Origin of the sequence: Nonomuraea sp. ATR24 (assembly GCF_041950485.1) — a bacterium.
Lineage (GTDB): Bacteria > Actinomycetota > Actinomycetes > Streptosporangiales > Streptosporangiaceae > Nonomuraea > Nonomuraea ceibae.
Window position 1 is genome coordinate 131,457 of the sequence record NZ_JBGNUU010000006.1, and the last position, 24,221, is coordinate 155,677.

Sequence of the window (24,221 nt, forward strand, 5' to 3'; positions counted from 1 at the left end):
GTCTGGCATCACAATGACGCATGGCCGACTTCACCCCGCTGCTGCCCGGTGACCCTGAGCAGATAGGCGGCCTGGATCTCCTCGGCCGGCTGGGCCAGGGCGGACAGGGCGTCGTCTACCTCGCCAGGACCCCGATGGACGTGCGCGTGGCCGTCAAATGGCTGCATCCGTCCGAGGACGAGGAGAGCACCGAGCGCTTCCTGCGGGAGGCGGAGGTCGCCCGGCGGGTCGCGCCGTTCTGCACCGCGGCCGTCCTGAGCACGGGCGTCGAGCAGGGCCGGCCGTACATCGTCAGCGAGTACGTCGAGGGCCGCTCGCTGGACCGGGTCGTCAGGGAGGACGGCCCGCTCACGGGCGGCGACCTGGAGCGGCTGGCCATCGGCACCGTCACCGCGCTCGCCGCCATCCACGAGGCCGGCGTGGTGCACCGGGACTTCAAGCCCGGCAACGTCATCATGGGCGTCGGCGGCCCCCGCGTGATCGACTTCGGCATCGCGCGCACGCTCGGCCCGGCCACCATGACCAGCAGCACGCAGATCGGGACGCCCGCGTACATGTCCCCCGAGCAGATCCTGGGCCGCGGCGTGGGGCCCGGGGCCGACATGTTCTCCTGGGGCTGCACGATGGTCTTCGCCTCCTGCGGCCGGCCGCCGTTCGGCACCGACGGGACGCCCGCCGTGATGCACCGGGTGCTCAACACGCAGCCCGAGCCGGGGCTGCTCGACGGACGGCTGGGCGACCTGGTCCGCCAGTGCCTGGACAAGGAGCCGCAGAACCGGCCGACGGCCATCGACGTCATCACCCGCCTGGTGCGGAACCCGGAGCCGGGCGCCGACCCGCTCACGGAGGGGGCCAGGCAGGCGGCGCCGGACGCCGGGCCCACCAGGCCGTCGCGCACGCCGATGCTCGCCGCCGCCGGGGCGGTGCTCACCGTCGCGGCCGTGGCGGCCGCGCTGATCGTGCCCGGCTGGCTCCGACCGGCCACACCGACCTCGCAGACCAAGCAGAGCACGCTGTCCACGCAGGCCGACGCCCAGAGCGCCGGGCCGGCTGCCGCGCCGTCGCGGGCCGCCCCCGCCAAGGTCCCGCTCCCCGGCGGCGCGATCACGCTGTACGAGAGCCCGTCCGACCCGATCACGCTGACCGCGTACGAGGTCGACGACGCCGACTACGCCAGGCAGTCGTTACGGGGCACGTTCGAGGCGTACCCGGACAACGTGGACTCGCTGGTCTCTCCCGACGGCCGCTATCTCGCCGGCCGGCCGGAGGACTACACCTCCGACGGCTACGACTCGATCCTCATCACCGACCGGCAGGCGGGTTCGAGCTTCCGGGTCAGGACCGTACGCGAACCGCTCGACACCAGCGTCCGCGCCTGGTCGAAGGACAGCTCGAAGATCCTCCTCAACCTCAACAGGAAGACCGAGGACAAACAGGGCAAGGACGTCTGGACCACCCTGGGCTTCGCCATCCTGGACGTGCCCCGGGCGCGGGTCCAGGTGGTCGAGGTGGCCGACGACTCGATCCGGGACGGCGACTTCGGCTGGGACGCCGAGGAGGACGGCGTGATCGCCGTCTCCGGGAAGGACGAGGCGCTGCGCTTCTTCGACGCCTCCGGCAACCGCACGCGCGACCTCCCCGGCGTCGGACCGCTGGCGTCCGGCACCGTCGACGTCTTCTCGCCCTCGGGCCGGATGTTCGTGACCGACTGCCCCGGCTCGGACGACGGCGACCACTGCCTGTGGGACTCGCGCACCGGCAAACGGCTGCGCACGTTCTCCTCCGACTGCGACAAGGTGCTCGGCTGGTACGACGAGGCGCACCTGTACTGCTGGGAGTACGACAACGGCGCCGAGGACGAGGTACGCGTGGTGGCCTTCGACGGCAAGCTGGTGCACCGGCTGCTGGAGTCGGCGGACAAGCTGGAGGTCGCCCCGTATTTCACGATCGACCCGCGCTGATCAGGATTTCGGGACCCCTCCCGGCGTGGTGGCGGTACAACCGTGGCATGCCTGCCGAAGGGAAGCCCATGTCCAGGATGATCGTCACCGCCCTGGCCCTCGCGTGCGCCGTGGTCATGGCGCCCGCGGTGGCCGCCGCCCCCGCCGCCGCCACGGCCAAGCCCTCCTACCGCGGCTGCTACGACGGGAAGTGCAAGTTCACCTTCTCCGACCCGGTCAGCTTCCGCATCTCCAAGAAGCGTTACGGCTTCTCCAGGGTGTACGTGTCGAAGGAGTACGTCGGCGGCATCTTCAACACGGACATGGTCGTGGTGCGGGCGCCCGGCCTGACCGCCTCCCTGGGCGAGGGCGCCGAGGGAGATATCCGCAGCAACGGCAAGAACACCCTGTCCTTCCGCGTCCTGGCCATCACCAGCCAGGGAGCCACGATCCGCTTCACCGGGTGACCTTCCGGGCCCGGACGAGGAGCCGGCCGGCCAGCGCGACGGTCACGACGACGCCGGCGACGAGGAGGTCGGGGACCTGGCCGGCTCCTCGCAGGACGGCGCCTTCGATCGCCGCCTGGTCGGTCGCGCCAAGGATGCCGGTCAGCTCGGTCGTGCCTGCGGTGGCCAGCAGCAGGACGCCGACGGCGACGGTGAGCGCGCCCCCGACGATCCCCGTCCAGGTGTTGCGCCACCGCCCGATCGTGACCTCGCGCGGCCGGACGAGGCGCCTGACGAACGGGGCCCGCCCCCACAGCAGCGCGAGGACCAGCAGCGGCAGAGCCATCCCGGCGGCGAAGACCACCAGGACGAGCCCGCCGGCGAGCGCGTTGCCGGAGACCGCGGCGACGGTCAGCACGGCGCCCAGCAGCGGGCCCGCGCAGACCCCGGCCAACCCGTAGACGGTGCCGAGCACGTACACCGCCGTGGTGGAGGTCCCCTCGGCGGCGGCGCCGCGGGACAGGAACGGGACCGGGACGTTCAGCAGCATCACCGCCCCGAGCGCGATCACCACGATCGAGGCGACGGTGACGAAGGTGAAGCGGTGCTCGTTCACGAACGCCCCGAGCGTCCCGGCAAGCACGCCGAGCGGGACGAGGGTGGTGATCAGCCCGAGGTAGAACACCCCGGTACGGGAGAGCAGGGCGCGCGGGCCGGCGAACGCGTAGGAGAAGAACGCCGGCAGCAGCATCGCCGAGCACGGGCTGAGCAGCGTCAGCACGCCGCCGAGGAACGCTCCGAGCAGGCCGATGTCCATGCCGGGCTACTTCGCCTGGTCCAGGGCCTGGTCGAGGAACCCCTGGAAGACCTCCGCCGGCTGCGCCCCGGACAGCGAGGTGTTGCCGGCGACGAAGAACGGCACGGCGGTGACGCCGAGCTGCTGCGCGGACTGCGTGCTCGCCCGCGCGGCCGCCCGGAGCGCGGGATCGTCGAGATCGGCGGTGAACCGCTTGATGTCGGGAACGCCCGCCTTCTTCGCCAGGCCGACGAGCGTGTCGCGGGGAAGGTCGGCGTGCCCCTTGTCGGGGGCGGCGGCGTAGACGGCCGTCACGAACTCCACGAACCTGTCCTGCCTGCCCGCCGCCCGGGCCGCGACGGCGGCGTCCTCGGACTGCCCGCCGAAGAACGTCACGTCATGGAACTCGATCCGCACCTTGCCGGTGTCGACGTACTTCCCGATCAGCGCCGGCAGCGTCTCGCGGCTGAACACCGCGCAGTACGGGCAGCGCAGGTCGATCCACTCGGTCAGGACCACGGGGGCGTTCACGTCGCCGATCGCCATCGGGTCGCCGGCGTCCCGGCGGACGAACTCCAGCTCCTGCCCCTGGTCCGCCCCCTGGTCCGCCCGCTGGTCCGCCCCTTGGTCCGCAGGGGACGACGGGGACGCCGCCGGTGGCGCCGCGGCGGGGGAGCGCTGGGGGAGGAGCTGGGCGGTGACCACGATCGCGAGGAACACGACCACCGCGCTCAGCACGACGGTCCAGGTCGTGGAGCGGCGGCGCCTGGCCGCCATCGCGTCCGCTGAGCTCGATGCCGGGGAGTTCACAGATCGGTCTTCCTTCTCCTCAAGTCGACTATCTCGCATAGTCGACTATGCACCATAGTCGACACAGGGCATGATGGACGCATGGAGTGGTCCCCGCGGATGACGGATCCGGCGCCGGCAGCCTCGGCCGGGGAGGCGGTCCGATGAAGCCCGCCGCCCCCGGAGAGCCGCCCCGGCTGGGCGCGCTGGAGGCGCAGGTGATGGACGTGCTGTGGGATCATGGGCCGGCCACGATCCGGGGCATCATCGGCCGCCTCCCCGGCGAGCCCGCCTACACCACGATCGCCACCGTGCTGGCCAACCTGGACCGCAAGGACCTCGTCACCTCCCGCAAGCAGAACCACTCGACCCTGTACGCGGCCCGCGTCGCCCGCGAGGAGCACGTGGCGTCGGTGATGAACCACGCCCTCGGCACCAGCAAGGACCGCGCGGCCTCGATCCTGCACTTCGTGGAGAGCATCCCCGACAGCGACCTCGACCTGCTGCGCGAATATCTGCGGCGGCGCGACGACGGACACCGGTCATGACGGCCCGGATCCTGGCCGCGCTGCTGATCCTGGGACTGGTCCTCACCGCGGTGGCCGGCCCGTGGGCCCTGCGCCGCGCGTCGCCGGTGCTGATGCGCCTGCCGCGACCGGCGATCGGGCTGCTCACCGGCGGCATCGTGGCCTGGGTGCTGGCGCTGCTCGCGCTCGGCCCGATGCTGGCCTGGGTCGTCTCCGGCCCCGACGTCCTGCCCAGCGGGGCGGCCCAGGTCTGCCGGCGCTGCCTGGCCGCCGCCAACCCGTTCACGGACATCCCGGTCGACACCGTCGTCCCGGTCGTGGCGCTGCTCGCGCTCCCCACGGCGGGCGCGCTGCTGCACGCCGTCTCGATCATCGTCGAGGCGCGGCGACGGCACCGCGGCACCCTGCGCACCGCGCGACGGCTCCGGGCCCGCAGCGAGCCCCGCCGGCTGCACGGCCACGCGGTGCTCGTCGCCGACGACCCGCACCCGTTCGCGCTCACCCTGCCACGGCGGCACGGCGGCATCGTGATCTCCACGGGCGCACTGGACGTCCTGGACCCCGGCGAACTGGCGGCGGTCCTCGCGCACGAGCACGCCCACCTGCGCCAGCGCCACCACCTCATCACCGCGGTCGTCGCCACGCTGACCCGCAGGCTGCGGTGGGTGCCGCTGATCGCCGCCGCCGAGGCCGCGCTCGGCCACTACCTGGAGATCGCCGCCGACGACACCGCACGCCGCCAGGTCGGGACGCCCGCCCTGGCCGGCGCGCTGCTCACCCTCGGCCAGAACGGCCGGCCGCACGGCGCGGCGCTGGCCGGAGCCCTGCACGCGCTCGGCCCCAACCGCATCCACCACCTGGTCCGGCCCCACACCGGCATGACCGGCGCGATCGCCGCCGTGGCCACCGCCTGCTGCCTGACCGCGCTCACCCTGCTGGCCGCCGCCGTCCACGTGCCGTACGTGCTGGCCGTGCTCACCGGGTGCGCCTGAGCCGATGCCCCGGGGATCCGGCTATTGACCTCGCCGGGCGAACTCGTCGGGCGTCGTGCCGCCGGGGAAGCGGGTGACGAAGTCGAGCACCCCCACCCAGGCCGGCCGGACGGCGATGCGGACCATGGTGGTGCCGGGCCGGTCGACCGCGGCGACGTTCGCCGCGCCCTGCTCCTCGCCGGCGTAGCGGCGCTGGGCGGCGGCGTACTCCTCGACGATGCCCTCGACCTCGGTGACCTCGGCGTTCCCCCGGATGAGGAGCGCCGAGGGCGGGGTGGTGGCGGTGTCGATGGTGATGGCGATGCCGGGACGGGCCCGTAAGGCCCGGACTTTGAGACCGCCGAAGGTGGAGAGCACGATCTCGGCGCCGTTCCAGTGGAACAGCATGGGGAACACCCGCGGCGTGCCGTCCTTGGCCACGTAGGCGACGCGGGCGAGCTCGGTGGAGTGGAGCAGCCGCTGGGCGACGCCGGTCTCCAGCAGGCGGAGGTCGCCCTGCGGCAACGCCGCCTCGGCGAGGCGGGTCATCGGGTGACGACGCGGTCGAGGTTGTCCAGGCACAGGTCCCAGCCCTCGCGAAGCTCGGCCGCCGCCTGCCGGTCGGGCAGGCCCGAGTGGGTCAGCACGACCGAGGTGAGGCCGTCCCGCTCGGTGATCTCCAGGTCGCAGCGCGATCCGGTGCCCGCCTCGCCCTCCTCGCCGTGCCAGATCCAGGCCAGGCGGGCGGGGCGTTCGACGACGGTGTAGACGCCGGTGGCGGTGTACTCGACGCCGTCGGTGTCGCGCATGACGACGCGCAGCCGCCCGCCGACGCGCAGGTCCACCTCGGCCTCGGAGGTCTCCCAGTCGGGGCCGGCGTGCCACCACTTCCTGATCACTTCGGGGTTCGTCCAGGCGTCGAACAGGGCGTCCGCCGGCTCCCGGTAGGTGCGTTCGATGCGGACGGCGGTCGACTGCGAGGTCGTTTCGATCATGGGTGTCTGCTCCTTGTCAGCCAGGTGTTCCTCGACGGCCTCGAACATGCGCTCCCAGAGGGCGCGCTGGCGGTCGACCCAGGTGACGGCGTCGACGAGCGCGGCCGGGTTCAAGGCCAGCCGGTGCGTACGGCCGACGACCTTGCGGACGACGACCCCGGCCTCTTCGAGGATCTTCAGGTGCTTGGTGATCGCCGGTTTGGAGACGCCCAGGTCCGAGGTCACCTCGCCGACGGTCGCGGGGCCGTCGCCCAGCCGTTCGATCATCCTGCGCCGGATCGGATGAGCCACAGCCCTGAACGGATCGTTCACCATGTGGCTAACAGTACACCCTTTAGTTAACGATGTCAGTGGGTCTCCGCGATCAGGTGGACGATGCCGGCCGGGTTCTTGATCCAGTGGGTCCGGGAGTCGAGGTTCTCCAGGGGCTCGACCTCGTCGCACGGGTGGACGCCGATGCCGGCCAGCTCGCTCACGGCCGCGTCCAGGTCGTCGGTGTGGAGCTGCAGCCACAGGTCGGGCCGGCTGTAGTTGTCGACGCAGTCGAGCCACAGCGTGTTGGGGCCGAACCGCACGGAATGGGTCCGCGAGACGGTCGGGGCGTAGGAGACGTCGTCCTCCTTGACGTCGAAGCCCAGGGTGTCGCGGTAGAAGGCCACGGTGGCCTCGTACTGCGCCTTGGGGATCTTCATGGCGATGTTCAGGCCGGCGGTGAAGGTCGGAGCGGTCATGGTCGTGTGTCTCCTCGGTTCGTCTCGGTGGCGTGCGGTGCGTCCTCGGTGGCGTCCAGGGCGTCTTCCAGGGCGGCCAGGCGGTCGTCCCATCTGTGGGCGAGCCTGGCCAGCCAGGTCTGGGCGGTGCGGATGGCGGCTGGTTCCAGCCGGTAGGGATGGCGGCGGCCGGTCGGGCCGGCGGAGCTGATCAGTCCCGCTTCGGCGAGCTGGCCGAGGTGCTTGGCGACCGCCTGGCGGCTGATCGGCAGCCGCCGCGCCAGGTCGGTGACGGTCGCGGGCCCGGCGCGGGCGAGCTCGTCCAGCAGTGCCCGCCGCGTCGGGTCGGTGAGCGCCGTGAACACCGCGAGGGCCTGGCTCTCCACGTCACCCGGTGGCATCGAGGTAGATCTCCAGCTCGGCGAGCTCGGCGTCCCACCCCTGGCTGTTGGCCGCGCGGGCGGAGCGGCCCACGTCGGCGGCGGCCTGGGCGAACCCGCTCTCCACCAGGCGCAGCCGCGTGCCCTCCGGCACCGGCTCCAGGGTGAACTCCACCAGCGTCCGGGCCGCGTCGTCCTCGGGCAGGCCCTCGATCGCCCACCGGAACGCGAAACGGCGCGGCGGGTCGACCACCGCGACGGTGGCGACGGATTCCTGGCCGAGGTCGTCCCAGCGGAAGAACGCGCGCCCGCCGGGTCGCAGGTCGATCTCCGCCACCGAGCCGAACCACCGCGAGAGCCCTTCCGCGGTGGTCAGCGCGGCCCAGACCCGCTCGACGGGGTGCCGGAGCACCATCACCCGTTCGATCGCGTCCGCGTCCATGCCCACCTCCTTCGCAACCTGTAGGTTGCCATCAATAGGCAACCTACAGGTTGCGACGGGTGTCCCGCAAACTCCGTCAGCCGGCCAGCGCGGACAGGACGCGGCTCAGGTCCCAGTAGGCGCGCAGCGAGACGATCCGCCCGTCGTCGTCGACCCGGTAGACGAAGACGCCGTCGTAGCCGACGCGGGCGCCGGTGGCGAAGCGGGCGGAGACCGAGGCCACGACCGCCGCCTCGGCCCCGGCGGGGTGCACCGCGGCGACCTCGAACCGCACCTGGCTGGGGGCGACGGTGAGCTCCCAGAAGCGTTCGAGGGCGGCCCGGCCGCGCAGGCCGGCGCCGTGGGGGTCCAGCGGCGAGCCGCCGACCGGGTCGTGGAGCACGGCGTCCGGCGCGTAGCAGGCGAGCCAGGCGTCCCGGTCGCCGGCGCCGATCGCGCTCATCGCGGTGAGCGCGGCGACGGCCGCCGGGTGGGTGGTGAACATCGGGTGCCTCCTCGGGGGCCATTGCTTGACGCGTGTCAAGCTAGGTCTACGCTTGACACATGTCAAGCACGCGCTCGCGCATCCTGGAGACCGCCCAGCGGCTCGTCACCGAACAGGGCCCCCAGGTCTCGATGGCCGAGGTGGCCCGCGCGGCGGGGATCTCCCGGCAGGCGCTCTACCTCCACTTCGGCTCCCGGGCCAGCCTGCTCGTGGCCGTCGTGCGGAACATGGACGCGCGCAGCGGCATCCGCTCACGCTGCGAGGAGGCCCTGACCGGGCCGGAACCCGTCGAGGCGTTCCGCGCCTTCCTGCGCGTCTGGCTGCGCTACGCGGCGACGATCCACCCGGTGGCCTCGGTGCTGCTGGCCTCCCGCCGCGACGACCCCGACGCCGCCGCGGCCTGGAACGACCGGATGGGCGAGCTCCACGAGGGCTTCCTCACCGCCGCCCGCCGGCTGCGAGCCGCCGGGCGGCTGCGGCCCGGCCTGACCCCGGACCTCGCCGCAGACCTGGCCTGGGCGATGACCTCGATCCCCGTCTGGGAGCAACTGACGACCGACCGGGGCAGGAGCGCCGCCGACGTCGAGGAGCACCTGGTCGGCGCCGTGACCGCCGCCCTCACCGGCGGCCCGCCGGCATGATCCGAAGCCCGTGAAACTCACCTGGAAGGGTTCCCGGCGACCGGGCAATCACCAGTGTCCTGACATTCCAGGTGAGAGAGACCATGCATGACCACGTTCCTCGACGGAGAGGTCGCCGATCCCGAGCGATTCGCCGTCCTCTTCGATGCCCACGACGAGGAGATCCGCCGCTACATCGGCCGTCGGCTCGATCCCGACGTCGCCGAGGACCTGGCGGCCGAGACCTTCCTGATCGCCTTCCGCCGGCGTGACAGCTTCGACGCCGCCAAAGGCGGCATCAGGCCCTGGCTGTACGGGGTCGCCACCAAGCTCATCGGCCGGCACCGGCGTGCCTACGGCGAGCTGACCTACGACGAGGTGGCGGCGGCGCTCGGCGTCGCCTACGGCACCGCCGCCTCCCGGCTCAGCCGGGCCAGGACCAAGCTTCGTGACGCGTTGGGAGTTGAGGTGTGATGATCGCCGGGGGCTTCGTGGCCGTGCCCCTCCTGGGCGGGACGGGTGTGCGGACGGCAACCGTGCCCACCGTGCCTGCCGCGGACGCGGTGCTCGACGCGGCGGCCGGCCGGCTGGCCGCCCAGCCCCCGGGGACCGGGGCGTGGTGGCGGCGGGAGATGGTGCGGGTGTCGCGGGTGCGGACCGCGGCCTACACCGTCGAGCAGCGGGCCAGGGACGTGCTGTGGGCGAGCCGGGACCGGAAGGTCGGCTACCGGCACCAGCGTGGCCCCGTCTCCGCCGAACCGCTCACGCCCGCCGACCGGCAGGCGTGGCAGGCCGCGGGCTCGCCCGACCTGTGCGACGACTGCCTGCCGGGAAAGATCTACTTCACCCCGCTGAAGCTGACGACGACGCTCGCGACGCGGCTGCCCGCCGAACCCGAGGCGCTCAAGGCCGAGATCCTGCGGGCCACCGACGGGCGGGCCCCGGAGGCGTGGCTGTGGGGGGGGCGAGCGCATGGCTCCTTCTCGACGCCGAGACCACCCCTGCCACCAGGGCCGCGCTGACGTACGGCGAGGCGTCGGCCCGTCAGCAGATCGTCATCGACCGGGACAGCGGGCAGCTCCTCGCCATCCAGGAGAGTGACGGGTCCTCGGCGTATCTGGCCAAGCGGCTGGGCTGGACCGACGACCCGGCCCCGAAGGAGTCGACCTTCTCGTGACGCCGGCCCGCCCGGCGAGGATCACGTACGGTGCCGCGCGTCGGCCAGCAGGTCGCGCGCGGTCACGATCAGCCCGTGCATGGCGTGCTCGAACGCCTCGTCCACCGTCATGAGCGGCGCGGCTGCGACCGCCTCACGAAGGTGCGGGACGGCCAGGCCGGGGTGGGCGCGCAGCCAGGAGGGCGGGGCGGGAGTGTGGTGCATGACCGGCTCGCCCTGGTCCTGGCGGTGGTCCACGAGCAGGACGAACGCGAACACTCGCATCGTCAGATCGTGGTGCACGATCTGCGCCTGAGTGACGCTCAGCCCGATCGCCCGCAGCATGCCCAGGAAGGCGTCGGTGTGGACGAGGCGGTTCGGGTGGATCGCCACGTCGCCGAGGTCCTCGTCCAACGACACCAGCAAGGCACGCGGGTAGCGCCGGTAGACCGCGCGCAGGGCGGCGCCGTACTCCCGGATGCTGCGTTCCCACTGCTCAGGGTCCGGCCGCGGGGCCGGCCACTGCTCGATGAACAGGGCGACCGCGCGGGCCACGAGCTCGTCGCGGTCCTCGGCGTAGTTGTACAGGGCCCGGACCGTCACGCCGAGATGCTCGGCGAGCAGCCGCATGGTCACCGCGCGGAACCCGTGCACGCCCGCGAGGTCGAGCATCGTCTGGGCGATGAGGTCCTTGGTGAGCGTCGGCCGGCCCTTGCGCGTCAGCGGCCTGCGGCGGCGGCGCGGGCCGTCGGCGGGTCCGGTCCGGTCCGGTCCGGCTGTGTCGGGATCTTCGGGCACCGTCCGAGCATAACAACGTTGAACTTCACACAGTGTTGACTTTAAGCCCGGGCATGCATCACGATCACTTAGGTGAGCCTTACCAATCCTCAGCTCCCTGGTCGGGTGGCGGCCGTTCGCGGCCGCGCGATCCTCGGCCTCGTCATCGCCGGCACCGCACTGGTCGTCATCGACATGACGATCGTGACCATCGGCCTGCCCGCGATCCAGGCGGACCTCGGCACGACACTCGCCGGCGTCCAATGGGTGATCGTCGGCTACATGATCACCATGGGCGCGGTGACCCAGGTCGCCGGCAGCCTGTCCGATCGCATCGGCCGGCGCCGCATGTACCTGCTCGGCATCGCCCTGTTCACCCTCGCCTCGCTCGCCTGCGGCGCCGCGCCCACCCCGGTGGTGCTCGACCTCGCCCGCGCCCTTCAGGGAATCGGCGGCGCCGTCCTGATGGTGAACGCCCTGCCCCTGCTGTCGGACCACCTGGACGGGGAACGCCGAAACCTGGCCATCTCCACCTGGGGGAGTGCCGCGACCGCCGCCGGCCTGATCGCCCCGCTCCTGGGCGGCACCCTCGTCGACGCCTTCGGCTGGCGCGCGATCTTCCTGATCAATGTCCCCATCGGCGTGGCCGCGTTCCTGCTCTGCCTGCGCGTCCTCCCGGCCGACGCCTCCGGCCGGTCCGCCGCGCACGGCCGGATCGACTGGGCGGGCGCCGCACTGCTGATCGCCGCGCTCGCCGTGGGCGACCTCGCGCTGCTCCGCGGCGAGGAGCAGGGCTGGGCGTCGGCGGCGACGCTGACCCAGCTCGTGATCGCGGCCGTCCTGCTCGTCGCGTTCCTCCTGCTCCAGTCCAGGTCCGGCGCGGCCACCCTGGACCTCGCGCTCTTCCGCAAACCCGCCTTCACCGGGGCCGCCGCGGCGGTCTTCATCTCACGCGTGCTGTCCATCGGCGGCACGGTCTACTTCGTGCAGTACTTCCAGGAGGCGCTGCACCTGAGCCCCACGCAGAGCGGCCTGCTGCTGGCGCCCGTCTTCCTGGCGCAGATGGCGGCCGGTCTGCTCGGCGGCAAACTCCTGAGCTGGTTCGCCCCCGGGCACGTCATCGCCGCCGGCTACCTCTGCAAGGCGGTCAGCGCCACGTGGCTGGCCCTGGCCCTCACCCCGGCCGCCTCGCCGTGGCTGCTGACCATCCCCCTGCTCGTCTGGGGGGTCGGCGGCGGCATCGCCGGCGCGCCGGTGATGGCCGTCGCCATGAACGTCACCGACAGGCAGCGCGCCGGCATGGTCTCCGGCACGATCACCAGCCTGGCCTCCATCGGCGCCGGGATCGGCACCGCCGTGCTCGGCGCCGTCTACACCACCCGCATCGCCGGCGTCACCGCCGGACCGCGCGAGGCCGCCGTCGCCTCCGGCGCGTCGGCGGTGCTCTACGGTTGCGCGGGCCTGGCCGTCATTACGATGGTGCTGGTCCTGGCCCTCATCCCTCGGCGCGGGCGAGCATGAGGACCGGATCAGCCGGCGGCGTCAGGACTGCGGAGGAACCGCAGGACGCGCTCGGCGACCGCCCGGGCCGTCTTCCCCTCCGGCCCGAAATGGTCCAGGCCGGGCAGGGTCTCCAGCTCGGCGCGGGGAAGGGTGTCGCGTACGGCATCGAACTCCGCCCTGCTCGCGCGGGGCGTACGCCCTCCGCACAGGACCAGCACCGGGGCGGTGACGGCCGCGAACGCGGCCAGCCGGCCCTGCTGGGCCGCCACCTGCTCGTGCTCGGCCAGGCCGGCGCCCAGCAGCGGCCGCATCCGCTGCCAGCTCGGCCCGCGGAACCCGACCCGCAGCGCCATCCGCAGATACCAGTACGGCAACTTGGCCAGAAAGGCGGGCGCACCACCCGCGCCCCGGATGAAATGAACGAACGCACCATACGGATCACCCGCGGCCAGCCGCTCCCGGTACGGATCCATCCACCCCGTGGGCACCGGACCGGCGGGGACTCCGGGCTCGTACACCACGACGCGCTCGAACACCGGGAACGACCGTGCGCCCTCGAGAACGACAAGGCCGCCGAAACTGTGCCCGAACGCCAGCCGCGCTCCGGTCTCCGCCTGGACGGCCAGCAGATCCTCCACCTCCTTGCCCAAGGAGTAGTCAGGCCCCTGCGGACCGCTGGCGCCACGCCCCCGCCGGTCGACGACGTGCACGGTGAAGGAACGGGCCAGAACGGCGGCCAGCGGTAAGTAGTCCTGCGAGGTTCGCAGCGCGCCTCCGAGCACGATGAGACCCGGCCCGGCGCCCGACGTCAGATAGCTGATCGGCGTCCCGTCCGCCGAGAAGACCGTGCGCTGCTTCACCTGGCCGCCTCCCGCTCCACCCGGTCCAGCGTCGCGAGCAGCCGCGCGGTGTGCTCGGCGAACTCGGCATAGGGCACGCCGCTGTGCTCGACCAGAGCGGCCAGCTTCTCCTCGAACTCCTGCCGGAGCGAGGCCACGAGGCGCTCGCCCTTGCCGGTGAGGCTGAGCTGCCGGCGGTTCCCGCCCGCCGGATCGGGCTGCACGTCGAGCAGCCCGTCGGCGGCGAGGACGGCGGTCATCCGGCTCACCGACGGCTCGGTCACACCCAGGCCGTCGGCAAGGGCGCGCTGCGTCGAGACACCCAGCTCGCTGATCAGGGTCAGCGCGAGAAAGCGGCTGTAGGAGATGTCATGCTCCGTCCGCAGCATCCGGTCCGCCGCCCGGTCAAGGCGGGCAAGGAGCACATGCAGGTTGAGACTGAGATTACGTTCCACACCGGCTAACTTAGCATCCTAACTTAGCCTTGCAAGTCTGCTCGAAGTTTTGGTCGAAAGGCTGCCTCATCACCGGCCAGCCGACATATGGTGTCTCCGCCGTCCGTCTCTCGGTGGAGGTAGTGATGACCGATTCGGTGCCGTTGCGCCCGCCTGTCCTGGTCCGCCACTTCGACACGATCGCCGACGCCGGGCTCGCCGCCGGCACCGTGGTTCTGTTCGTCGCCGTCGCGCTGGGCACCGGCGTGGCCTCGCCCTGGCAGCCGTGGCCCGGTGTGATCCCGGTGGCGCTGGGCCTCGGCGGCCTGCTGTTCCTGCGCCGCCGCCGGCCGATGACCGTGCTGCTGCTGTCGATCGCGGTGCTGGCGTTCTACCATGCCGGGGAATGGTCCCCCGCCGGGTGGATCTGGCCGCTGTCGGTCGCGTACGTGACCGCCGCCGCCACCCCGCACGTCCGCTGGGTCGCCGGCATCGGCGCCGCCCAGCTCGCCTATTCCGCTGTCGACGCCTGGTGGATCGTCGAGCGGAACCTGGAGCGCTACCTGATCCACACCGTCGGGGAGGCCGCCCTCCTGGCCCTGCTCATCACCGGCGGCATCGCCTGCGCCGCCACCCGCCGCTGGCGCGCCCACCAGCCGGAGCGGCCCTGACCTGCCGTCGCTCGTCGCCGACCTGCTGGATGTCTCGTCAGCCGATCAGGTCGTACGCCGCGGCCACGCTCGGGTAGGCCAGCGCCGCCAGGGCGACGACGCTGTGCTTCGGGTTCCTCGCCGTCGACCGCGGGAGTCTTGGGTCGTGTTCGGTCATGCCCTCCGGGCACCGGCGAGCGCCGAGGCGTGGCAGGCGTCAGGCGTCGAAGCGGCGCCGGGCGGACTCGATGTGCCCGAAGTGCTCGTGGGTCCAGCCGCAGAGCAGGTCCACCGTGGCGCGCAGGGCCTGGCCGGGTCCGGTGAGCGTGTACTCGACCCGTGGCGGCACCGTCGGATACACCTTTCGCTCGGCCAGGCCGTTGCGCTCCAGCATGCGCAGGTTCTGCGTGAGCATCTTGTGGCTGATGCCCTCGACCTCTGTCCGCAGCTCGCTGAACCGCAGGGTGCGCTCGCCGAGGGCTTCGATGATCAGCAACGCCCACTTGTTGGCGACGTCCGAGAAGATCTCCCGCGCCAGGGAGTCGGCGCGCCGCAGATCCGCTTCGTCGGACAGGTTGCTGAGCTCTTTGGTCACCATCAGGTTCCCCAGTCACTGAAAAGTGCGTTCTTCCATGTCAGCGCACACTCTCCTACAGTTCCTGAGTAACCGCAAGAAACTATCGATGGAGAAGATTGTGGCTGTCACGCTCATCAACCCTGAAGGACACGTCCGCGTGCCGCTCTACCACCACGTCGCGGTGGCGACCGGAAGCAGGCACGTTCATCTGGCCGGTCAGGTGGCCTGGGACGAGAACGGCGAGCTGGTCGCGCCCGGCGACCTGGCCGGGCAGGTCGCCCAGGTCTACCGCAACGTCGCCAAGGCGCTCGGCGCGGCGGGGGCGACGTTCCACGATGTCGTCCGTTTCACCTGGTACGCCGCGGGCTGGAAGAGGGAGATGTACGACGCCTTCAACGCGGGCGTCGAGCAGGCGGCGCGCGAGTTCGACCTCGCCACGCCGCCGGCCGCGCTGATCGGCGTCGACATCCTCTTCGAGCCCGGCATCCTCGTCGAGGCCGAGGTCACCGCGATCATCGACTGAGCCGCGTCGCGCCGGCCTCCCGGGCGACCGGCTACCAGGTGACCGGCAGCCGGTGCGCCCCGTAGATGCTCATGTCCGTGCGCATCGGAACCTCCTCGGCCGGCACCGCCAGCCGCAGCCCCGGGAAGCGCCGGAACAGGGCGGGGAAGGCCACGCGCATCTCGATCCTGGCGAGCTGCTGGCCGAGGCACTGGTGGATGCCGTGCCCGAAGGTCAGGTGGCCCGCGGTGGGAGGCCGGGTGACGTCGAAGGTCTCCGGGTCGGCGAACCGTTCGGGGTCGCGGTTGGCCGCCGGCACCGAGATCGTGACCACCTGGCCCTTCCTGATCGTCCGACCGGCGATCTCGACGTCCTCGAGAGCGGCCCTGAGCGGTCCGAGGTGCGTGACGGCCAGGTAGCGGAGCAGCTCCTCGACGGCGCCCTCGATCAGGTGCGGCCACGACCGCAGGGCCGCGAGCTGCCCCGGGTCGCTCAGCAGGGCGAAGGCGCCGAGCCCGAGCATGTTGGCCGTGGTCTCGTGCCCGGCGACCAGGAGCAGCAGCCCCGCTCCCGCGATCTCCTCATGAGAAAGGTCACTGCCGGTCACGAGGCCGCTGAGCAGGTCGTCGGCCGGTTCCGCCCGCTTGCGCGCCACCAGCTCGTACAGGTAGCCCATCATCGACCCCGTCGCCGCGCCGACCTCCTCCTTGGTCGACCCGACCCGCAGCGCGGTCGCGGAGTCGCGCTGGAAGCGCTCCCTGTCGGCGTACGGCACGCCGAGCAGCTCGCAGATCACCAGCGAGGGGATCGGCAGGGCGAACTCCTGGACCAGGTCCGCGGGAGCGCCGCCTCGCTCCATGGCGTCCAGGGTCCCCTCGGTGATCTGCTCGATCCGTGGCTCCAGCTGCCGCATCCTGCGAACGGTGAACTCCGCGGCCAGCTGCTTCCTGAAGCGGGAGTGGTCGGGCGGATCCATCTGCATGAAGAAGCCGGGCGGCTGGGCGAAGTTCTCCGGCTCGAGTCCCTCCCAGCGGATCGGCCAGTGCAGGTTCTCCAGCAGGCTGCTGAAACGCGAATCCGTCAGCACCGCCCTGGCCGCCGAGAAGCCGGTCACCAGCCAGCCCTGGTGACCGTCGGGATAGCGCAGAGGGCGGACGGGCGCCTCCTCCCGCCAGCGCCCGAGCACCTCGGGAGGGTCGAACGGCGAAGGGCGCTCGGTGGGAAAGGTGACAGGGGCCGGCGAAGCCTCGGACATGGACAGCTCCCTCATTGAGCCTCTATGGATGTAGAGACTCTACGTGAGTAGAGGTTCGCCCGGGCAACCGGCCTCAGGAAAGGAAGGCGGCGCGGTCGGCGGCGGGCAGCCATTGGCGCCCGGGGTCGAACGGGCGGAACCGGTCCCTGACGAAGCGGGCGAGCGACGTCAGCAGCGGATGGTCGTTGTGCCGCCGGCGGAGCAGCGAACAGGGATACACGGGGACCGGGTCGACCACCGGGATCTGCACGGTGCGCGCATGGCTGGGCAGGCGGCACCACTCGCCGACGAGGCCGACGCGCTCGCCCGAGGCGATCCCCTCGACGTAGTACTCCCAGCCGAAGTCGGGGCCCGAGTCGTCGATGTGGACGCCGAACTCGGCGCCGAACAGGTTCCAGAAGTCGGCCCACTCGCTGCCGGCGGCGTTGCCCGGCATCCACACGGTCATGCCCGCCAGCCGCCCCGTCTCCACCTGCGGCAGAGCGGCCAGGGGATGGTCGCGGCACACCAGCAGGTGCGCCTGCTCCAGATAGGCGGGGCTGGACACCAGGTCGTCGTCCAGCGGCCCGCAGGTCCGCGCGAAGGCCGCGTCCACGGACCCGTTCGCCAGCGAGGCGCGCGCGGAACGCAGCCCGTTGGAGGTGACGATGTCGATCTCGGCGTCCGCGGTGACCTGGTGGAAGGCGCGGATCACGTCGATGGAGGCCAGCCGGGTGTCCAGGACGTCGACACGCAGGGTCCGCCGCCGGTTGCGCAGCATCTCGGCCGCCTGGTCGGCCAGGCCGACGAGGGCGCGGGCGTGGTTGAGGAACACCCGGCCGTCCTGGGTGGGCTCGGCGCCGACGCGCGTGCGGGACAGCAGCCGTACGCCGAGGTCGGTCTCCAGTTTCGCGATGCGCTTGGAGACGGCCTGCTGGCTGATGCCGAGCGTGGCGGCGGCCTCGCTGAAGTAGCGCTCGTCGGTGACGGCGACGAAGGCGCGGACCGCCGCGAGGTCCAGGTCAACTGGTTGTACCACCGTTGGTTGTGGACGGGCGGCGTGTCGGTTGTTGGACAACCCGGCTTCCTCTCGGGTCGAATGCGGAGTCTTCGCCGCAGCCTACAACCAGGGGGAGTGGATATTGATGGGGTCCTTCGTGCACCTCCACGTGCACACCGAGTACAGCATGCTCGACGGCGCGGCCAAGGTCGGCCTGCTGATGGAGGAGGTGGCGCGGCTCGGCATGCCGGCCGTGGCGATGAGCGACCACGGCAACGTGCACGGGGCGTACGAGTTCCACCAGAAGGCGCGCAAGGCGGGCATCAAGCCGATCATCGGCATCGAGGCGTACGTCGCCCCCGCCTCCAGGCACCACCGCAAGCCGGTGTACTACAGCGACGACCTCTCGCTGCGCCGTTCCGACGACGAGACCGGCGAGGGCGGGGACGTCTCCGGGCGCGGTCTGTACACGCACATGACGATGTGGGCGGCCGGTGCTCAGGGCCTGCGTAACCTCTTCCGGTTGCAGTCCCGGGCCTGGCTCGAAGGACACGTCCAGAAATATCCGCGCATGGATGACGAACTGCTCGCCGAGCACGGCCAGGACCTCATCGCCACGACCGGCTGCCCCTCCGGCGAGGTGCAGACCAGGCTCCGGCTCGGCCAGTACGACCAGGCCGTCGCGGCCGCCGCCCGCTACCGCGACATCTTCGGCCCGGACAACTACTTCCTGGAGCTGATGGACCACGGCCTCGCCATCGAGCGCCGGGTCCGCGACGACCTGCTGAGGCTCGGCAAGGAGCTCGACCTGCCGCCCCTGGCCACCAACGACTCCCACTACGTCACGGAGAACCAGGCCCAGGCCCACGACGCGCTGCTGTGCGTCGGCACCGGCAAGCGGCTCGCCGACCCCGACCGCTTCCGCTTCAGCGGCAGCGGCTACTACGTCAAGCCCGCCGAGGAGATGCGCGCGTCGTGGGACGCCGAGGTGCCGGGCGCCTGCGACAACACGCTGCTGGTCGCCGAGCGGGTCGGCGACTACGGGGAGGTGTTCGCGCACCGCGACCTGACGCCGCGCTTCCCCGTACCGGAAGGCGAGAGCGAGTCGAGCTGGCTGCGCAAGGAGACGCTGGAGGGGGCGCGCCGCCGCTACGGCGGCCGGCCGTCGCAGGAGGTGCTGGACCGGATCGACTACGAGCTGTCGGTCATCGACGCGATGGGGTTCCCCGGCTACTTCCTGGTCGTCGCCGACATCTGCCGGTACGCCCGCGAGCACGGCATCGGCCTGGGCCCCGGCCGGGGCTCGGCCACCGGCTCGATGGTCGCCTACTGCACCGGCATCACCCAGCTGGACCCGATCGAGCACAAACTGATCTTCGAACGCTTCCTCAACCCCGAGCGCGTCTCCATGCCGGACGTCGACCTCGACTTCGACGACCGCCGGCGGGACGAGATGATCGACTACGTCACCCGCAGGTACGGCGAGGACCGGGTCTGCCAGATCGTCACGTTCGGCACCATCAAGGCCAAGGCCGCCATCAAGGACTCGTGCCGGGTGCTGGGCCTGCCGTACGCGCTCGGCGACCGCATCACCAAGGCGTTCCCGGCGGCGGACGGCGGCAAGGAGATCCCGCTGGCCGCCATCCACGACCCCGGCCACCCCCGCTACGGCGAGGCCGCCGAGCTGCGCCAGATGTACGAGCAGGACCCCGACGTCACCAGGGTGATCGACGCCGCCACCGGCATCGAGGGCCTGACCCGGGGGACCGGCATCCACGCCGCCGGTGTGATCCTCTCCAGCGAGCCGCTCATCGACGTGATCCCCCTGGTCAAGCCGAAGACGGACGGGCCCGTCATCACCGGCTTCCCCTTCACCCAGGCCGAGGAGATGGGCCTGCTGAAGATGGACTTCCTCGGCCTGCGCAACCTCACCGTCATCGGCGACGCCATCGCGAACGTCCGCGCCAACAAGGGCGTCGAGCTGGACGTCCTGGAGATCCCGCTCGACGACGCCGCGACGTACGAGCTGCTGGCCCGCGGCGACACGCTCGGCGTCTTCCAGCTCGACAGCGGCGGCATGCGGGTGCTGCTGAAGCTGATGCAGCCGACCACGTTCACCGACATCGCCGCGGTGAACGCGCTGTACCGGCCCGGCCCGATGGAGATGAACGCCCACACCAACTACGCGCTGCGCAAGACCGGCAGGCAACCGGTCGAGCCGATCCACCCCGAGCTGGAGGAGGCGCTGGAGCCCATCCTGGGCGACACGTACCACCTGGTGGTCTTCCAGGAGCAGGTGATGGCCATCGCCCAGCAGCTCGCCGGCTACTCACTCGGCGCCGCCGACATGCTGCGCCGGGCCATGGGCAAGAAGAAGAAGGAGGTCCTGGACGCCGAATGGGACCGCTTCTCGGCGGGCATGCGCGGGCGGGGCTTCTCCGAGGAGGCCGTCAAGGCGGTGTGGGACGTCCTGGTGCCGTTCAGCGGCTACGGCTTCAACAAGTCGCACACCGCCGGCTACGGCCTCGTCTCCTACTGGACCGCCTACCTCAAGGCCAACCACCCGTGTGAATACCTGGCGGCGCTGCTCACCTCCGTCGGCGACGACAAGGACAAGATGGCCGTCTACCTGGCCGACTGCCGGCGCGCGGGCATCAAGGTGCTGCCCCCGGACGTCAACGCCAGCCGGCAGGACTTCGCCGCGGTCGGCGCCGACATCCGCTTCGGCCTGGGAGCCGTCCGCAACGTGGGCACGGGCGTCGTGGACGCGATCGTCACCGCGCGGGAGGCCAAGGGCCAGTACACCGACTTCAACGACTTCCTCACCAAGGTCCCCGCCGTCGTCTGCAACAAGCGCGTCATCGAGTCGCTGGCCAAGGCCGGCGCCTTCGACAGCCTGGGCCATCACCGCCAGGCCCTCGTCGCGGTGCACGAGCAGGCCGTCGACGCGGTCGTCGACCTCAAGCGCAACGAGGCCCACGGCCAGGACTCGCTGTTCGGCGAGCCGGGCCGGAGCAGCGCGTTCTCGACCACGATCCCGGAGGGCGAGTGGGACCGCGCCACCCTGCTCGCCTTCGAACGCGAGATGCTCGGCCTGTACGTCAGCAGCCATCCGCTCGACGGCGCCGAACACGTCCTCGACGCCAACCGCGACACCACCATCGCCGAGCTGCAGGCCTCCGGCCGGCAGGACGCGCCCGTCCGCATCAGCGGCATCGTCTCCGGCCTGCAACGCAAGATCACCAAACAGGGCAGCCCCTGGGCGATCGTCACCCTCGAGGACCACGACGCCGCCGTCGAGTGCCTCGTCTTCCCCAAGACCTACACCCTGTACGGCGAAGCGCTGGCCGAGGACCGGGTGATCTCCGTACGGGGACGGGTCAACGTCCGCGACGAGACGCTGAGCGTGTACGGCGAGGAGATCAAGGTCCTCGACGTGTCACACGCGAACGCCGAGCCGCCCGTGGTGCTCTCGATCCAGGAGAGCCGCCTGAACGCGCGCGTCGTCTCGGAGCTCAAGCACATCCTGTCCGCCCATCCCGGCCGCGCCCCCGTCCACGTCCGCCTGCACCGCCAGGGCGCCAAAGGGCTGCTGCTGAACCTGCAGCCCTTCCGGGTCGCCCCGGAGCCGGCCTTCTACAGCGACGTCAAGGCCCTGCTCGGCCCAGGAGCGATCTGGCAGGGCTGACCCGGCGGCCCGGAGTCGTGGCGCTTCGGCGGTCAGGTCCAGTTGGTGCTCGTCAGGACGTGGCCGTCGCACGCCAGCAGGGCCCGCGAGACGCGGCCGTGGAGGTTGTTGCCGATCTTCGTGTAGGCGTAGGTGACGCCCGGGTCGACGGTCTCCGAGACCCAGCCGTCGGCGCGGGCGGCGCCGGAATTGGAGCGTTCCAGGACGGCGGCGCAGTTGGTGCGGGAGTTCTCGATGCGGGCGAACGAGCCGCACCGGTCGGAGTAGAAGTATTTCAGGGCCATGCCGCCGGCGGTTCTGGTCGGCCCGACCTGCCGGAAGGTGCCGGCGCAGCCGCCGACGGTCGGGTACTGGCCCTCGAACCCGTAGGCCCCGTAGTTGCCGCCCGAGAACGACGCGGCGTCGGCGGTGAGCGGGGTGAGCGCCAGCAGCGCGGCGGCGCCCGAGGCGGTCAGCAGGGTCTGGAACGATCGGCGGCGCATGCGAACCTCTTTCGTCAGCGGGCTGGGCGGCCATCGCGTGGTGCGCACGTCAAGACCGATGGCCGCAGACATCAGTGTGACGTCCTCACCGCCGCTGACCAGGCAGATCGAGACCGGGGACTCCTACTTGTCGCGCCGCCGGCCTCGTTCCAGGAGACGATCGTCGGCCGCCGGCGCGCCCAGCGCGACCATCTGGTCTCCCGCCTGTCCGCGCTGCCGTGGTGCCGCTTCCGGACCCCGCAGGGCGGCCTGTCGCTGTGGCTCGAACTCCTCGACGCCGACTCCAGCCGGCTGGCCGCCCTCGCGGCCACCCGCAATCTCTTCCTCACCCCGGGCTTTCATTTCTCGCCCGACGGCGCCCTGGGCCACTACCTGCGGCTTCCCTTCACCCTCCCGCCGGAGGCGCTCGACGCCGCCGTCGACAGGCTCATCGAGACCCACGCCGCCCTGTACGAGCCGGGCACGCGGTGAACGGCCCGGTCACGCCAGGACCGACACGAGGATCACCGTCATGACGACGGCGAGCACGACCCCGGCGACGGCGAACGCGACCCGATAGGGATGGCGCTCGGGCCAGGACACCAGGCCCGGGTACGTCCTGGCCAGTTCGGCGGCGTCGACCGGGCGATCAGGGCCGCCGCACGGCACGCCGAGCGCGCTCACCAGCCGGTCGATGTCCGCGCGCGCGTAGCCGCCGGCGGGCACCCGCATGAGCAGGCTGCGGTCGGCGTCGAGCACGAACAGGGTGTCGCCGGGCGACCCCCGCGGCGCGACGAGGGTCGCCCGCACCACCTCCGCGACGCGCGACCGTGAGCGGCGCCGCTGGTAGAACAGCCCTCGCAGGACGATCTCCCGCGACGTCAGGACGATCCGGGCCCGGACGAAGGCGCAGATCCCCAGGAGGATCGGCACGGCGAAGAAGGCGCCCACGATCGGGGCGAACACCGTCGGGGCGTCGCCGGCCAGGACGGCGGCGACGATGAGCACGGCGGCCACCAGTGCGGCGGCCAGGAAGATCGCCCCCTTCCTGGCATCGGGCCGCAGAACGAGCTCATCCTGTGTCTCTCGCACGCCAAGATCCCCCTTTTGCTCTCCTTCCCTAACTTGCCTCACCAGGAGCGGTGCTCCGGCCATGCGGGGTTCAGGGGGTGACGGGGATGTTCGTCAGCCCGGAGACGGCGTTGGTGACGGTGTTGGAGGAGTGCACCACGTTGGGGCGGGCCCGGCACTTCGAGGTGGACGTGATCCTGATGGCGTAGGCGCCCACGCCGCCCAGGTCGGAGCGGTTCCCCCGCCACACGTTGCCGCAGCCGTTGGCGAACGACGGGCTGGTCGCCGGGTTGTGGGTCTCGTAGCCGTTGGCGAGGACACCGGGCGAGGAGAAGGTGCCGGTGTTGCCCTCGATCAGGTAGCCGATGCCCTTCACGTCGATCCAGGAGTCGGCCGAGTTCTGCCCCGACAGGCCCCGGCCGTCGAAGGTGTTGCCCCGGATGACGCCGTCGTGGGTGCCCTCCTTGACGTCGACGTGCTCGGCGGCGACGCCGGGCCCCAGGACGTTGTCCAGCACCTGCACCCGGTCGCTGCGGTCCACGCCGCCGGAGTTGCCGTGGCAGGACCAGTTGGAGCCGGCCGAGCCGATGTAGACGGCTTCGCCGTACCCGGGCTTGACCGAGCCGGTGTTGTCGATGCGGGAGTTCTTGACGACCCCGTCGGAGGACGACCTGCGGAAGTGCACGGCCTCCTCCTCGATGTGATGAACGTGGACGCCGTCGATGGTCACGTGCCGGGAGTCGTCGAGGACGATTCCCTTCTTGGAGTCCTTGACGGTGAAGCCGGTCAGCTTCCAGTGGGGCGCGCCGTAGAGCCACAGGCCGTAGCCGGAGTCCCAGCCGTTGCCGGGGACGGGGCACGAGGGGGCCTGTCCCGACGGGCCGTCGTTGACCAGCACGGCGGTGGCGGGCCCGGTCAGCGTGATCGGCGCGGACGCGGTGCCGTCGCGCTCGGCCACGAAGGCGCCCCGGTACTCGCCGGGCGCCAGCCGGATCGTCTGCCCCGGCTGCGCGCCCGCCAGCGCGGCGACCAGCCCGGCGGAGGTGGAGACGTCCACGGTCGTGACGGTGGCCGAAGCGCAGACAGGCTGCGCGGCCAGGGTGAGCGCGGTGACGCCGGCCGCCACGAGCAGACGGCGACGTGCGGGTTCGTACACCACAGGTAGCATCGACGCTCCTGACATGGGGGGTGTCGGGGGGTCATTAGGAGAGTTTCCTAACTTAACGCGG

Annotated in this window: 30 protein-coding genes; 12 read left to right on the forward strand and 18 right to left on the reverse strand. The window is 71.6% G+C overall.

The features are described from left to right. The first annotated feature begins 20 nt into the window (after window positions 1–20). Both ACBI99_RS17750 and ACBI99_RS17755 read left to right on the forward strand, forming a co-directional pair. The gene (locus ACBI99_RS17750) at window positions 21–1,961 is read left to right on the forward strand and encodes a protein kinase (RefSeq protein ID WP_375072749.1); all 1,941 of its coding nucleotides are present in this window, start codon (window positions 21–23) and stop codon (window positions 1,959–1,961) included. Between the two features lie 68 nt (window positions 1,962–2,029). After that, window positions 2,030–2,407, forward strand: a complete 378-nt coding sequence (locus tag ACBI99_RS17755; RefSeq protein ID WP_219509335.1) for a hypothetical protein — start codon at window positions 2,030–2,032, stop codon at window positions 2,405–2,407. On the opposite strand, the gene ACBI99_RS17760 is transcribed toward ACBI99_RS17755, so the two are convergent. Beyond that, window positions 2,397–3,203 carry a cytochrome c biogenesis CcdA family protein gene (locus ACBI99_RS17760; RefSeq protein WP_357589287.1) on the reverse strand — a complete coding sequence of 269 codons (807 nt, stop codon included), beginning with the start codon at window positions 3,201–3,203 and terminating at the stop codon, window positions 2,397–2,399. The two genes, ACBI99_RS17755 and ACBI99_RS17760, sit on opposite strands and share 11 nt — an antisense overlap. Window positions 3,204–3,209: 6 nt before the next feature. Next, window positions 3,210–3,992 (reverse strand): DsbA family protein, encoded by a 783-nt coding sequence (locus ACBI99_RS17765; protein ID WP_375072750.1) that lies wholly within the window; start codon window positions 3,990–3,992, stop codon window positions 3,210–3,212. Window positions 3,993–4,135: 143 nt separating this feature from the next. Between ACBI99_RS17765 and ACBI99_RS17770 the strand changes: the two genes are divergently transcribed. Together ACBI99_RS17770 and ACBI99_RS17775 are read left to right on the forward strand one after the other, a co-directional pair. Next, complete coding sequence (locus tag ACBI99_RS17770) at window positions 4,136–4,519, forward strand: BlaI/MecI/CopY family transcriptional regulator (protein WP_375072751.1); 384 nt, start codon at window positions 4,136–4,138, stop codon at window positions 4,517–4,519. Continuing rightward, on the forward strand, window positions 4,516–5,490 hold the full coding sequence (locus ACBI99_RS17775) for a M56 family metallopeptidase (protein WP_219509339.1): 975 nt from the start codon (window positions 4,516–4,518) through the stop codon (window positions 5,488–5,490). The genes ACBI99_RS17770 and ACBI99_RS17775 overlap by 4 nt, the downstream gene beginning before the upstream one ends. A 21-nt stretch (window positions 5,491–5,511) precedes the next feature. Here the strand turns inward: ACBI99_RS17775 and ACBI99_RS17780 are convergent, their stop codons facing one another. From ACBI99_RS17780 to ACBI99_RS17805, 6 genes are all read right to left on the reverse strand, one after another. Next, the gene (locus tag ACBI99_RS17780) at window positions 5,512–6,018 is read right to left on the reverse strand and encodes a pyridoxamine 5'-phosphate oxidase family protein (protein WP_375072752.1); all 507 of its coding nucleotides are present in this window, start codon (window positions 6,016–6,018) and stop codon (window positions 5,512–5,514) included. Then, the gene (locus ACBI99_RS17785; RefSeq protein ID WP_375072753.1) at window positions 6,015–6,779 is read right to left on the reverse strand and encodes a metalloregulator ArsR/SmtB family transcription factor; all 765 of its coding nucleotides are present in this window, start codon (window positions 6,777–6,779) and stop codon (window positions 6,015–6,017) included. The genes ACBI99_RS17780 and ACBI99_RS17785 overlap by 4 nt, the downstream gene beginning before the upstream one ends. A 32-nt stretch (window positions 6,780–6,811) precedes the next feature. Continuing rightward, window positions 6,812–7,195: a VOC family protein gene (locus tag ACBI99_RS17790; RefSeq protein ID WP_357589279.1), complete on the reverse strand. Its 384-nt coding sequence runs from the start codon at window positions 7,193–7,195 to the stop codon at window positions 6,812–6,814. Beyond that, the gene (locus ACBI99_RS17795) at window positions 7,192–7,575 is read right to left on the reverse strand and encodes a metalloregulator ArsR/SmtB family transcription factor (RefSeq protein WP_357589277.1); all 384 of its coding nucleotides are present in this window, start codon (window positions 7,573–7,575) and stop codon (window positions 7,192–7,194) included. Before ACBI99_RS17795 ends, ACBI99_RS17790 begins: the two co-directional genes overlap by 4 nt. Beyond that, window positions 7,562–7,996: an SRPBCC domain-containing protein gene (locus ACBI99_RS17800; RefSeq protein WP_375072754.1), complete on the reverse strand. Its 435-nt coding sequence runs from the start codon at window positions 7,994–7,996 to the stop codon at window positions 7,562–7,564. The genes ACBI99_RS17795 and ACBI99_RS17800 overlap by 14 nt, the downstream gene beginning before the upstream one ends. A gap of 76 nt (window positions 7,997–8,072) precedes the next feature. After that, the gene (locus ACBI99_RS17805; protein ID WP_375072755.1) at window positions 8,073–8,480 is read right to left on the reverse strand and encodes a nuclear transport factor 2 family protein; all 408 of its coding nucleotides are present in this window, start codon (window positions 8,478–8,480) and stop codon (window positions 8,073–8,075) included. 59 nt (window positions 8,481–8,539) lie between these two features. On the opposite strand from ACBI99_RS17805, the gene ACBI99_RS17810 reads away from it, so the two are divergent. From ACBI99_RS17810 to ACBI99_RS17825, 4 genes are all read left to right on the forward strand, one after another. Then, window positions 8,540–9,121 carry a TetR/AcrR family transcriptional regulator gene (locus tag ACBI99_RS17810; RefSeq protein ID WP_357589271.1) on the forward strand — a complete coding sequence of 194 codons (582 nt, stop codon included), beginning with the start codon at window positions 8,540–8,542 and terminating at the stop codon, window positions 9,119–9,121. 87 nt (window positions 9,122–9,208) lie between these two features. Next, window positions 9,209–9,574 (forward strand): RNA polymerase sigma factor, encoded by a 366-nt coding sequence (locus ACBI99_RS17815; protein WP_375072756.1) that lies wholly within the window; start codon window positions 9,209–9,211, stop codon window positions 9,572–9,574. After that, the gene (locus ACBI99_RS17820) at window positions 9,571–10,122 is read left to right on the forward strand and encodes a hypothetical protein (protein ID WP_375072757.1); all 552 of its coding nucleotides are present in this window, start codon (window positions 9,571–9,573) and stop codon (window positions 10,120–10,122) included. Before ACBI99_RS17815 ends, ACBI99_RS17820 begins: the two co-directional genes overlap by 4 nt. Then, complete coding sequence (locus tag ACBI99_RS17825; RefSeq protein WP_375072758.1) at window positions 10,056–10,277, forward strand: hypothetical protein; 222 nt, start codon at window positions 10,056–10,058, stop codon at window positions 10,275–10,277. Before ACBI99_RS17820 ends, ACBI99_RS17825 begins: the two co-directional genes overlap by 67 nt. Before the next feature lie 21 nt (window positions 10,278–10,298). Here ACBI99_RS17825 and ACBI99_RS17830 read toward each other — a convergent pair whose 3' ends face one another. Continuing rightward, window positions 10,299–11,054 carry a TetR/AcrR family transcriptional regulator gene (locus ACBI99_RS17830; protein WP_375072759.1) on the reverse strand — a complete coding sequence of 252 codons (756 nt, stop codon included), beginning with the start codon at window positions 11,052–11,054 and terminating at the stop codon, window positions 10,299–10,301. Window positions 11,055–11,159: 105 nt separating this feature from the next. On the opposite strand from ACBI99_RS17830, the gene ACBI99_RS17835 reads away from it, so the two are divergent. Then, window positions 11,160–12,554 carry an MFS transporter gene (locus ACBI99_RS17835; RefSeq protein WP_375072760.1) on the forward strand — a complete coding sequence of 465 codons (1,395 nt, stop codon included), beginning with the start codon at window positions 11,160–11,162 and terminating at the stop codon, window positions 12,552–12,554. Between the two features lie 8 nt (window positions 12,555–12,562). Here the strand turns inward: ACBI99_RS17835 and ACBI99_RS17840 are convergent, their stop codons facing one another. Beyond that, a complete protein-coding gene (locus ACBI99_RS17840) occupies window positions 12,563–13,396 on the reverse strand; it encodes an alpha/beta fold hydrolase (protein WP_219509350.1) in 834 nt (277 codons plus the stop codon). Beyond that, window positions 13,393–13,830, reverse strand: a complete 438-nt coding sequence (locus ACBI99_RS17845) for a MarR family winged helix-turn-helix transcriptional regulator (protein ID WP_219509351.1) — start codon at window positions 13,828–13,830, stop codon at window positions 13,393–13,395. Before ACBI99_RS17845 ends, ACBI99_RS17840 begins: the two co-directional genes overlap by 4 nt. Before the next feature lie 125 nt (window positions 13,831–13,955). Here ACBI99_RS17845 and ACBI99_RS17850 point away from each other — a divergent pair, with 125 nt between their 5' ends. Then, window positions 13,956–14,480, forward strand: a complete 525-nt coding sequence (locus tag ACBI99_RS17850; protein WP_219509352.1) for a hypothetical protein — start codon at window positions 13,956–13,958, stop codon at window positions 14,478–14,480. A gap of 196 nt (window positions 14,481–14,676) precedes the next feature. Here ACBI99_RS17850 and ACBI99_RS17855 read toward each other — a convergent pair whose 3' ends face one another. Then, window positions 14,677–15,057 (reverse strand): helix-turn-helix domain-containing protein, encoded by a 381-nt coding sequence (locus tag ACBI99_RS17855; RefSeq protein WP_219509353.1) that lies wholly within the window; start codon window positions 15,055–15,057, stop codon window positions 14,677–14,679. Between the two features lie 85 nt (window positions 15,058–15,142). On the opposite strand from ACBI99_RS17855, the gene ACBI99_RS17860 reads away from it, so the two are divergent. Beyond that, entirely contained in the window at window positions 15,143–15,559 is a 417-nt protein-coding gene (locus ACBI99_RS17860; RefSeq protein ID WP_219509354.1) for a RidA family protein, read from the forward strand. 31 nt (window positions 15,560–15,590) lie between these two features. Here ACBI99_RS17860 and ACBI99_RS17865 read toward each other — a convergent pair whose 3' ends face one another. Together ACBI99_RS17865 and ACBI99_RS17870 are read right to left on the reverse strand one after the other, a co-directional pair. After that, window positions 15,591–16,793, reverse strand: a complete 1,203-nt coding sequence (locus ACBI99_RS17865; RefSeq protein WP_375072761.1) for a cytochrome P450 — start codon at window positions 16,791–16,793, stop codon at window positions 15,591–15,593. 73 nt (window positions 16,794–16,866) lie between these two features. After that, window positions 16,867–17,811, reverse strand: a complete 945-nt coding sequence (locus tag ACBI99_RS17870) for a LysR family transcriptional regulator (RefSeq protein WP_375072762.1) — start codon at window positions 17,809–17,811, stop codon at window positions 16,867–16,869. Between the two features lie 103 nt (window positions 17,812–17,914). On the opposite strand from ACBI99_RS17870, the gene dnaE reads away from it, so the two are divergent. Next, entirely contained in the window at window positions 17,915–21,460 is a 3,546-nt protein-coding gene (gene dnaE / locus ACBI99_RS17875; protein WP_375072763.1) for a DNA polymerase III subunit alpha, read from the forward strand. A gap of 32 nt (window positions 21,461–21,492) precedes the next feature. Here dnaE and ACBI99_RS17880 read toward each other — a convergent pair whose 3' ends face one another. The 4 genes from ACBI99_RS17880 to ACBI99_RS17895 form a co-directional block, all read right to left on the reverse strand. Further along, window positions 21,493–21,942, reverse strand: a complete 450-nt coding sequence (locus ACBI99_RS17880) for a hypothetical protein (RefSeq protein ID WP_357589245.1) — start codon at window positions 21,940–21,942, stop codon at window positions 21,493–21,495. Window positions 21,943–22,065: 123 nt separating this feature from the next. Beyond that, on the reverse strand, window positions 22,066–22,383 hold the full coding sequence (locus ACBI99_RS17885) for a hypothetical protein (protein WP_219509359.1): 318 nt from the start codon (window positions 22,381–22,383) through the stop codon (window positions 22,066–22,068). Between the two features lie 39 nt (window positions 22,384–22,422). Next, window positions 22,423–23,013: a hypothetical protein gene (locus tag ACBI99_RS17890; RefSeq protein ID WP_375072764.1), complete on the reverse strand. Its 591-nt coding sequence runs from the start codon at window positions 23,011–23,013 to the stop codon at window positions 22,423–22,425. 70 nt (window positions 23,014–23,083) lie between these two features. Continuing rightward, window positions 23,084–24,160 carry a hypothetical protein gene (locus ACBI99_RS17895; RefSeq protein WP_375072765.1) on the reverse strand — a complete coding sequence of 359 codons (1,077 nt, stop codon included), beginning with the start codon at window positions 24,158–24,160 and terminating at the stop codon, window positions 23,084–23,086. Window positions 24,161–24,221: the final 61 nt, after the last annotated feature.

Excerpts from the sequence above, each read along its gene's own strand:
- ACBI99_RS17750 (WP_375072749.1), top strand. The coding sequence starts at position 21 with ATGGCCGACTTCACCCCGCTGCTGCCCGGTGACCCTGAGCAGATAGGC.
- ACBI99_RS17755 (WP_219509335.1), top strand. The coding sequence starts at position 2,030 with ATGTCCAGGATGATCGTCACCGCCCTGGCCCTCGCGTGCGCCGTGGTC.
- ACBI99_RS17760 (WP_357589287.1), bottom strand. The coding sequence starts at position 3,203 with ATGGACATCGGCCTGCTCGGAGCGTTCCTCGGCGGCGTGCTGACGCTG.
- ACBI99_RS17770 (WP_375072751.1), top strand. The coding sequence starts at position 4,136 with ATGAAGCCCGCCGCCCCCGGAGAGCCGCCCCGGCTGGGCGCGCTGGAG.
- ACBI99_RS17775 (WP_219509339.1), top strand. The coding sequence starts at position 4,516 with ATGACGGCCCGGATCCTGGCCGCGCTGCTGATCCTGGGACTGGTCCTC.
- ACBI99_RS17780 (WP_375072752.1), bottom strand. The coding sequence starts at position 6,018 with ATGACCCGCCTCGCCGAGGCGGCGTTGCCGCAGGGCGACCTCCGCCTG.
- ACBI99_RS17785 (WP_375072753.1), bottom strand. The coding sequence starts at position 6,779 with ATGGTGAACGATCCGTTCAGGGCTGTGGCTCATCCGATCCGGCGCAGG.
- ACBI99_RS17790 (WP_357589279.1), bottom strand. The coding sequence starts at position 7,195 with ATGACCGCTCCGACCTTCACCGCCGGCCTGAACATCGCCATGAAGATC.
- ACBI99_RS17795 (WP_357589277.1), bottom strand. The coding sequence starts at position 7,575 with ATGCCACCGGGTGACGTGGAGAGCCAGGCCCTCGCGGTGTTCACGGCG.
- ACBI99_RS17800 (WP_375072754.1), bottom strand. The coding sequence starts at position 7,996 with ATGGACGCGGACGCGATCGAACGGGTGATGGTGCTCCGGCACCCCGTC.
- ACBI99_RS17805 (WP_375072755.1), bottom strand. The coding sequence starts at position 8,480 with ATGTTCACCACCCACCCGGCGGCCGTCGCCGCGCTCACCGCGATGAGC.
- ACBI99_RS17810 (WP_357589271.1), top strand. The coding sequence starts at position 8,540 with ATGTCAAGCACGCGCTCGCGCATCCTGGAGACCGCCCAGCGGCTCGTC.
- ACBI99_RS17815 (WP_375072756.1), top strand. The coding sequence starts at position 9,209 with ATGACCACGTTCCTCGACGGAGAGGTCGCCGATCCCGAGCGATTCGCC.
- ACBI99_RS17850 (WP_219509352.1), top strand. The coding sequence starts at position 13,956 with ATGACCGATTCGGTGCCGTTGCGCCCGCCTGTCCTGGTCCGCCACTTC.
- ACBI99_RS17855 (WP_219509353.1), bottom strand. The coding sequence starts at position 15,057 with ATGGTGACCAAAGAGCTCAGCAACCTGTCCGACGAAGCGGATCTGCGG.
- ACBI99_RS17860 (WP_219509354.1), top strand. The coding sequence starts at position 15,143 with ATGGAGAAGATTGTGGCTGTCACGCTCATCAACCCTGAAGGACACGTC.
- ACBI99_RS17865 (WP_375072761.1), bottom strand. The coding sequence starts at position 16,793 with ATGTCCGAGGCTTCGCCGGCCCCTGTCACCTTTCCCACCGAGCGCCCT.
- ACBI99_RS17880 (WP_357589245.1), bottom strand. The coding sequence starts at position 21,942 with ATGCGCCGCCGATCGTTCCAGACCCTGCTGACCGCCTCGGGCGCCGCC.
- ACBI99_RS17895 (WP_375072765.1), bottom strand. The coding sequence starts at position 24,160 with ATGCTACCTGTGGTGTACGAACCCGCACGTCGCCGTCTGCTCGTGGCG.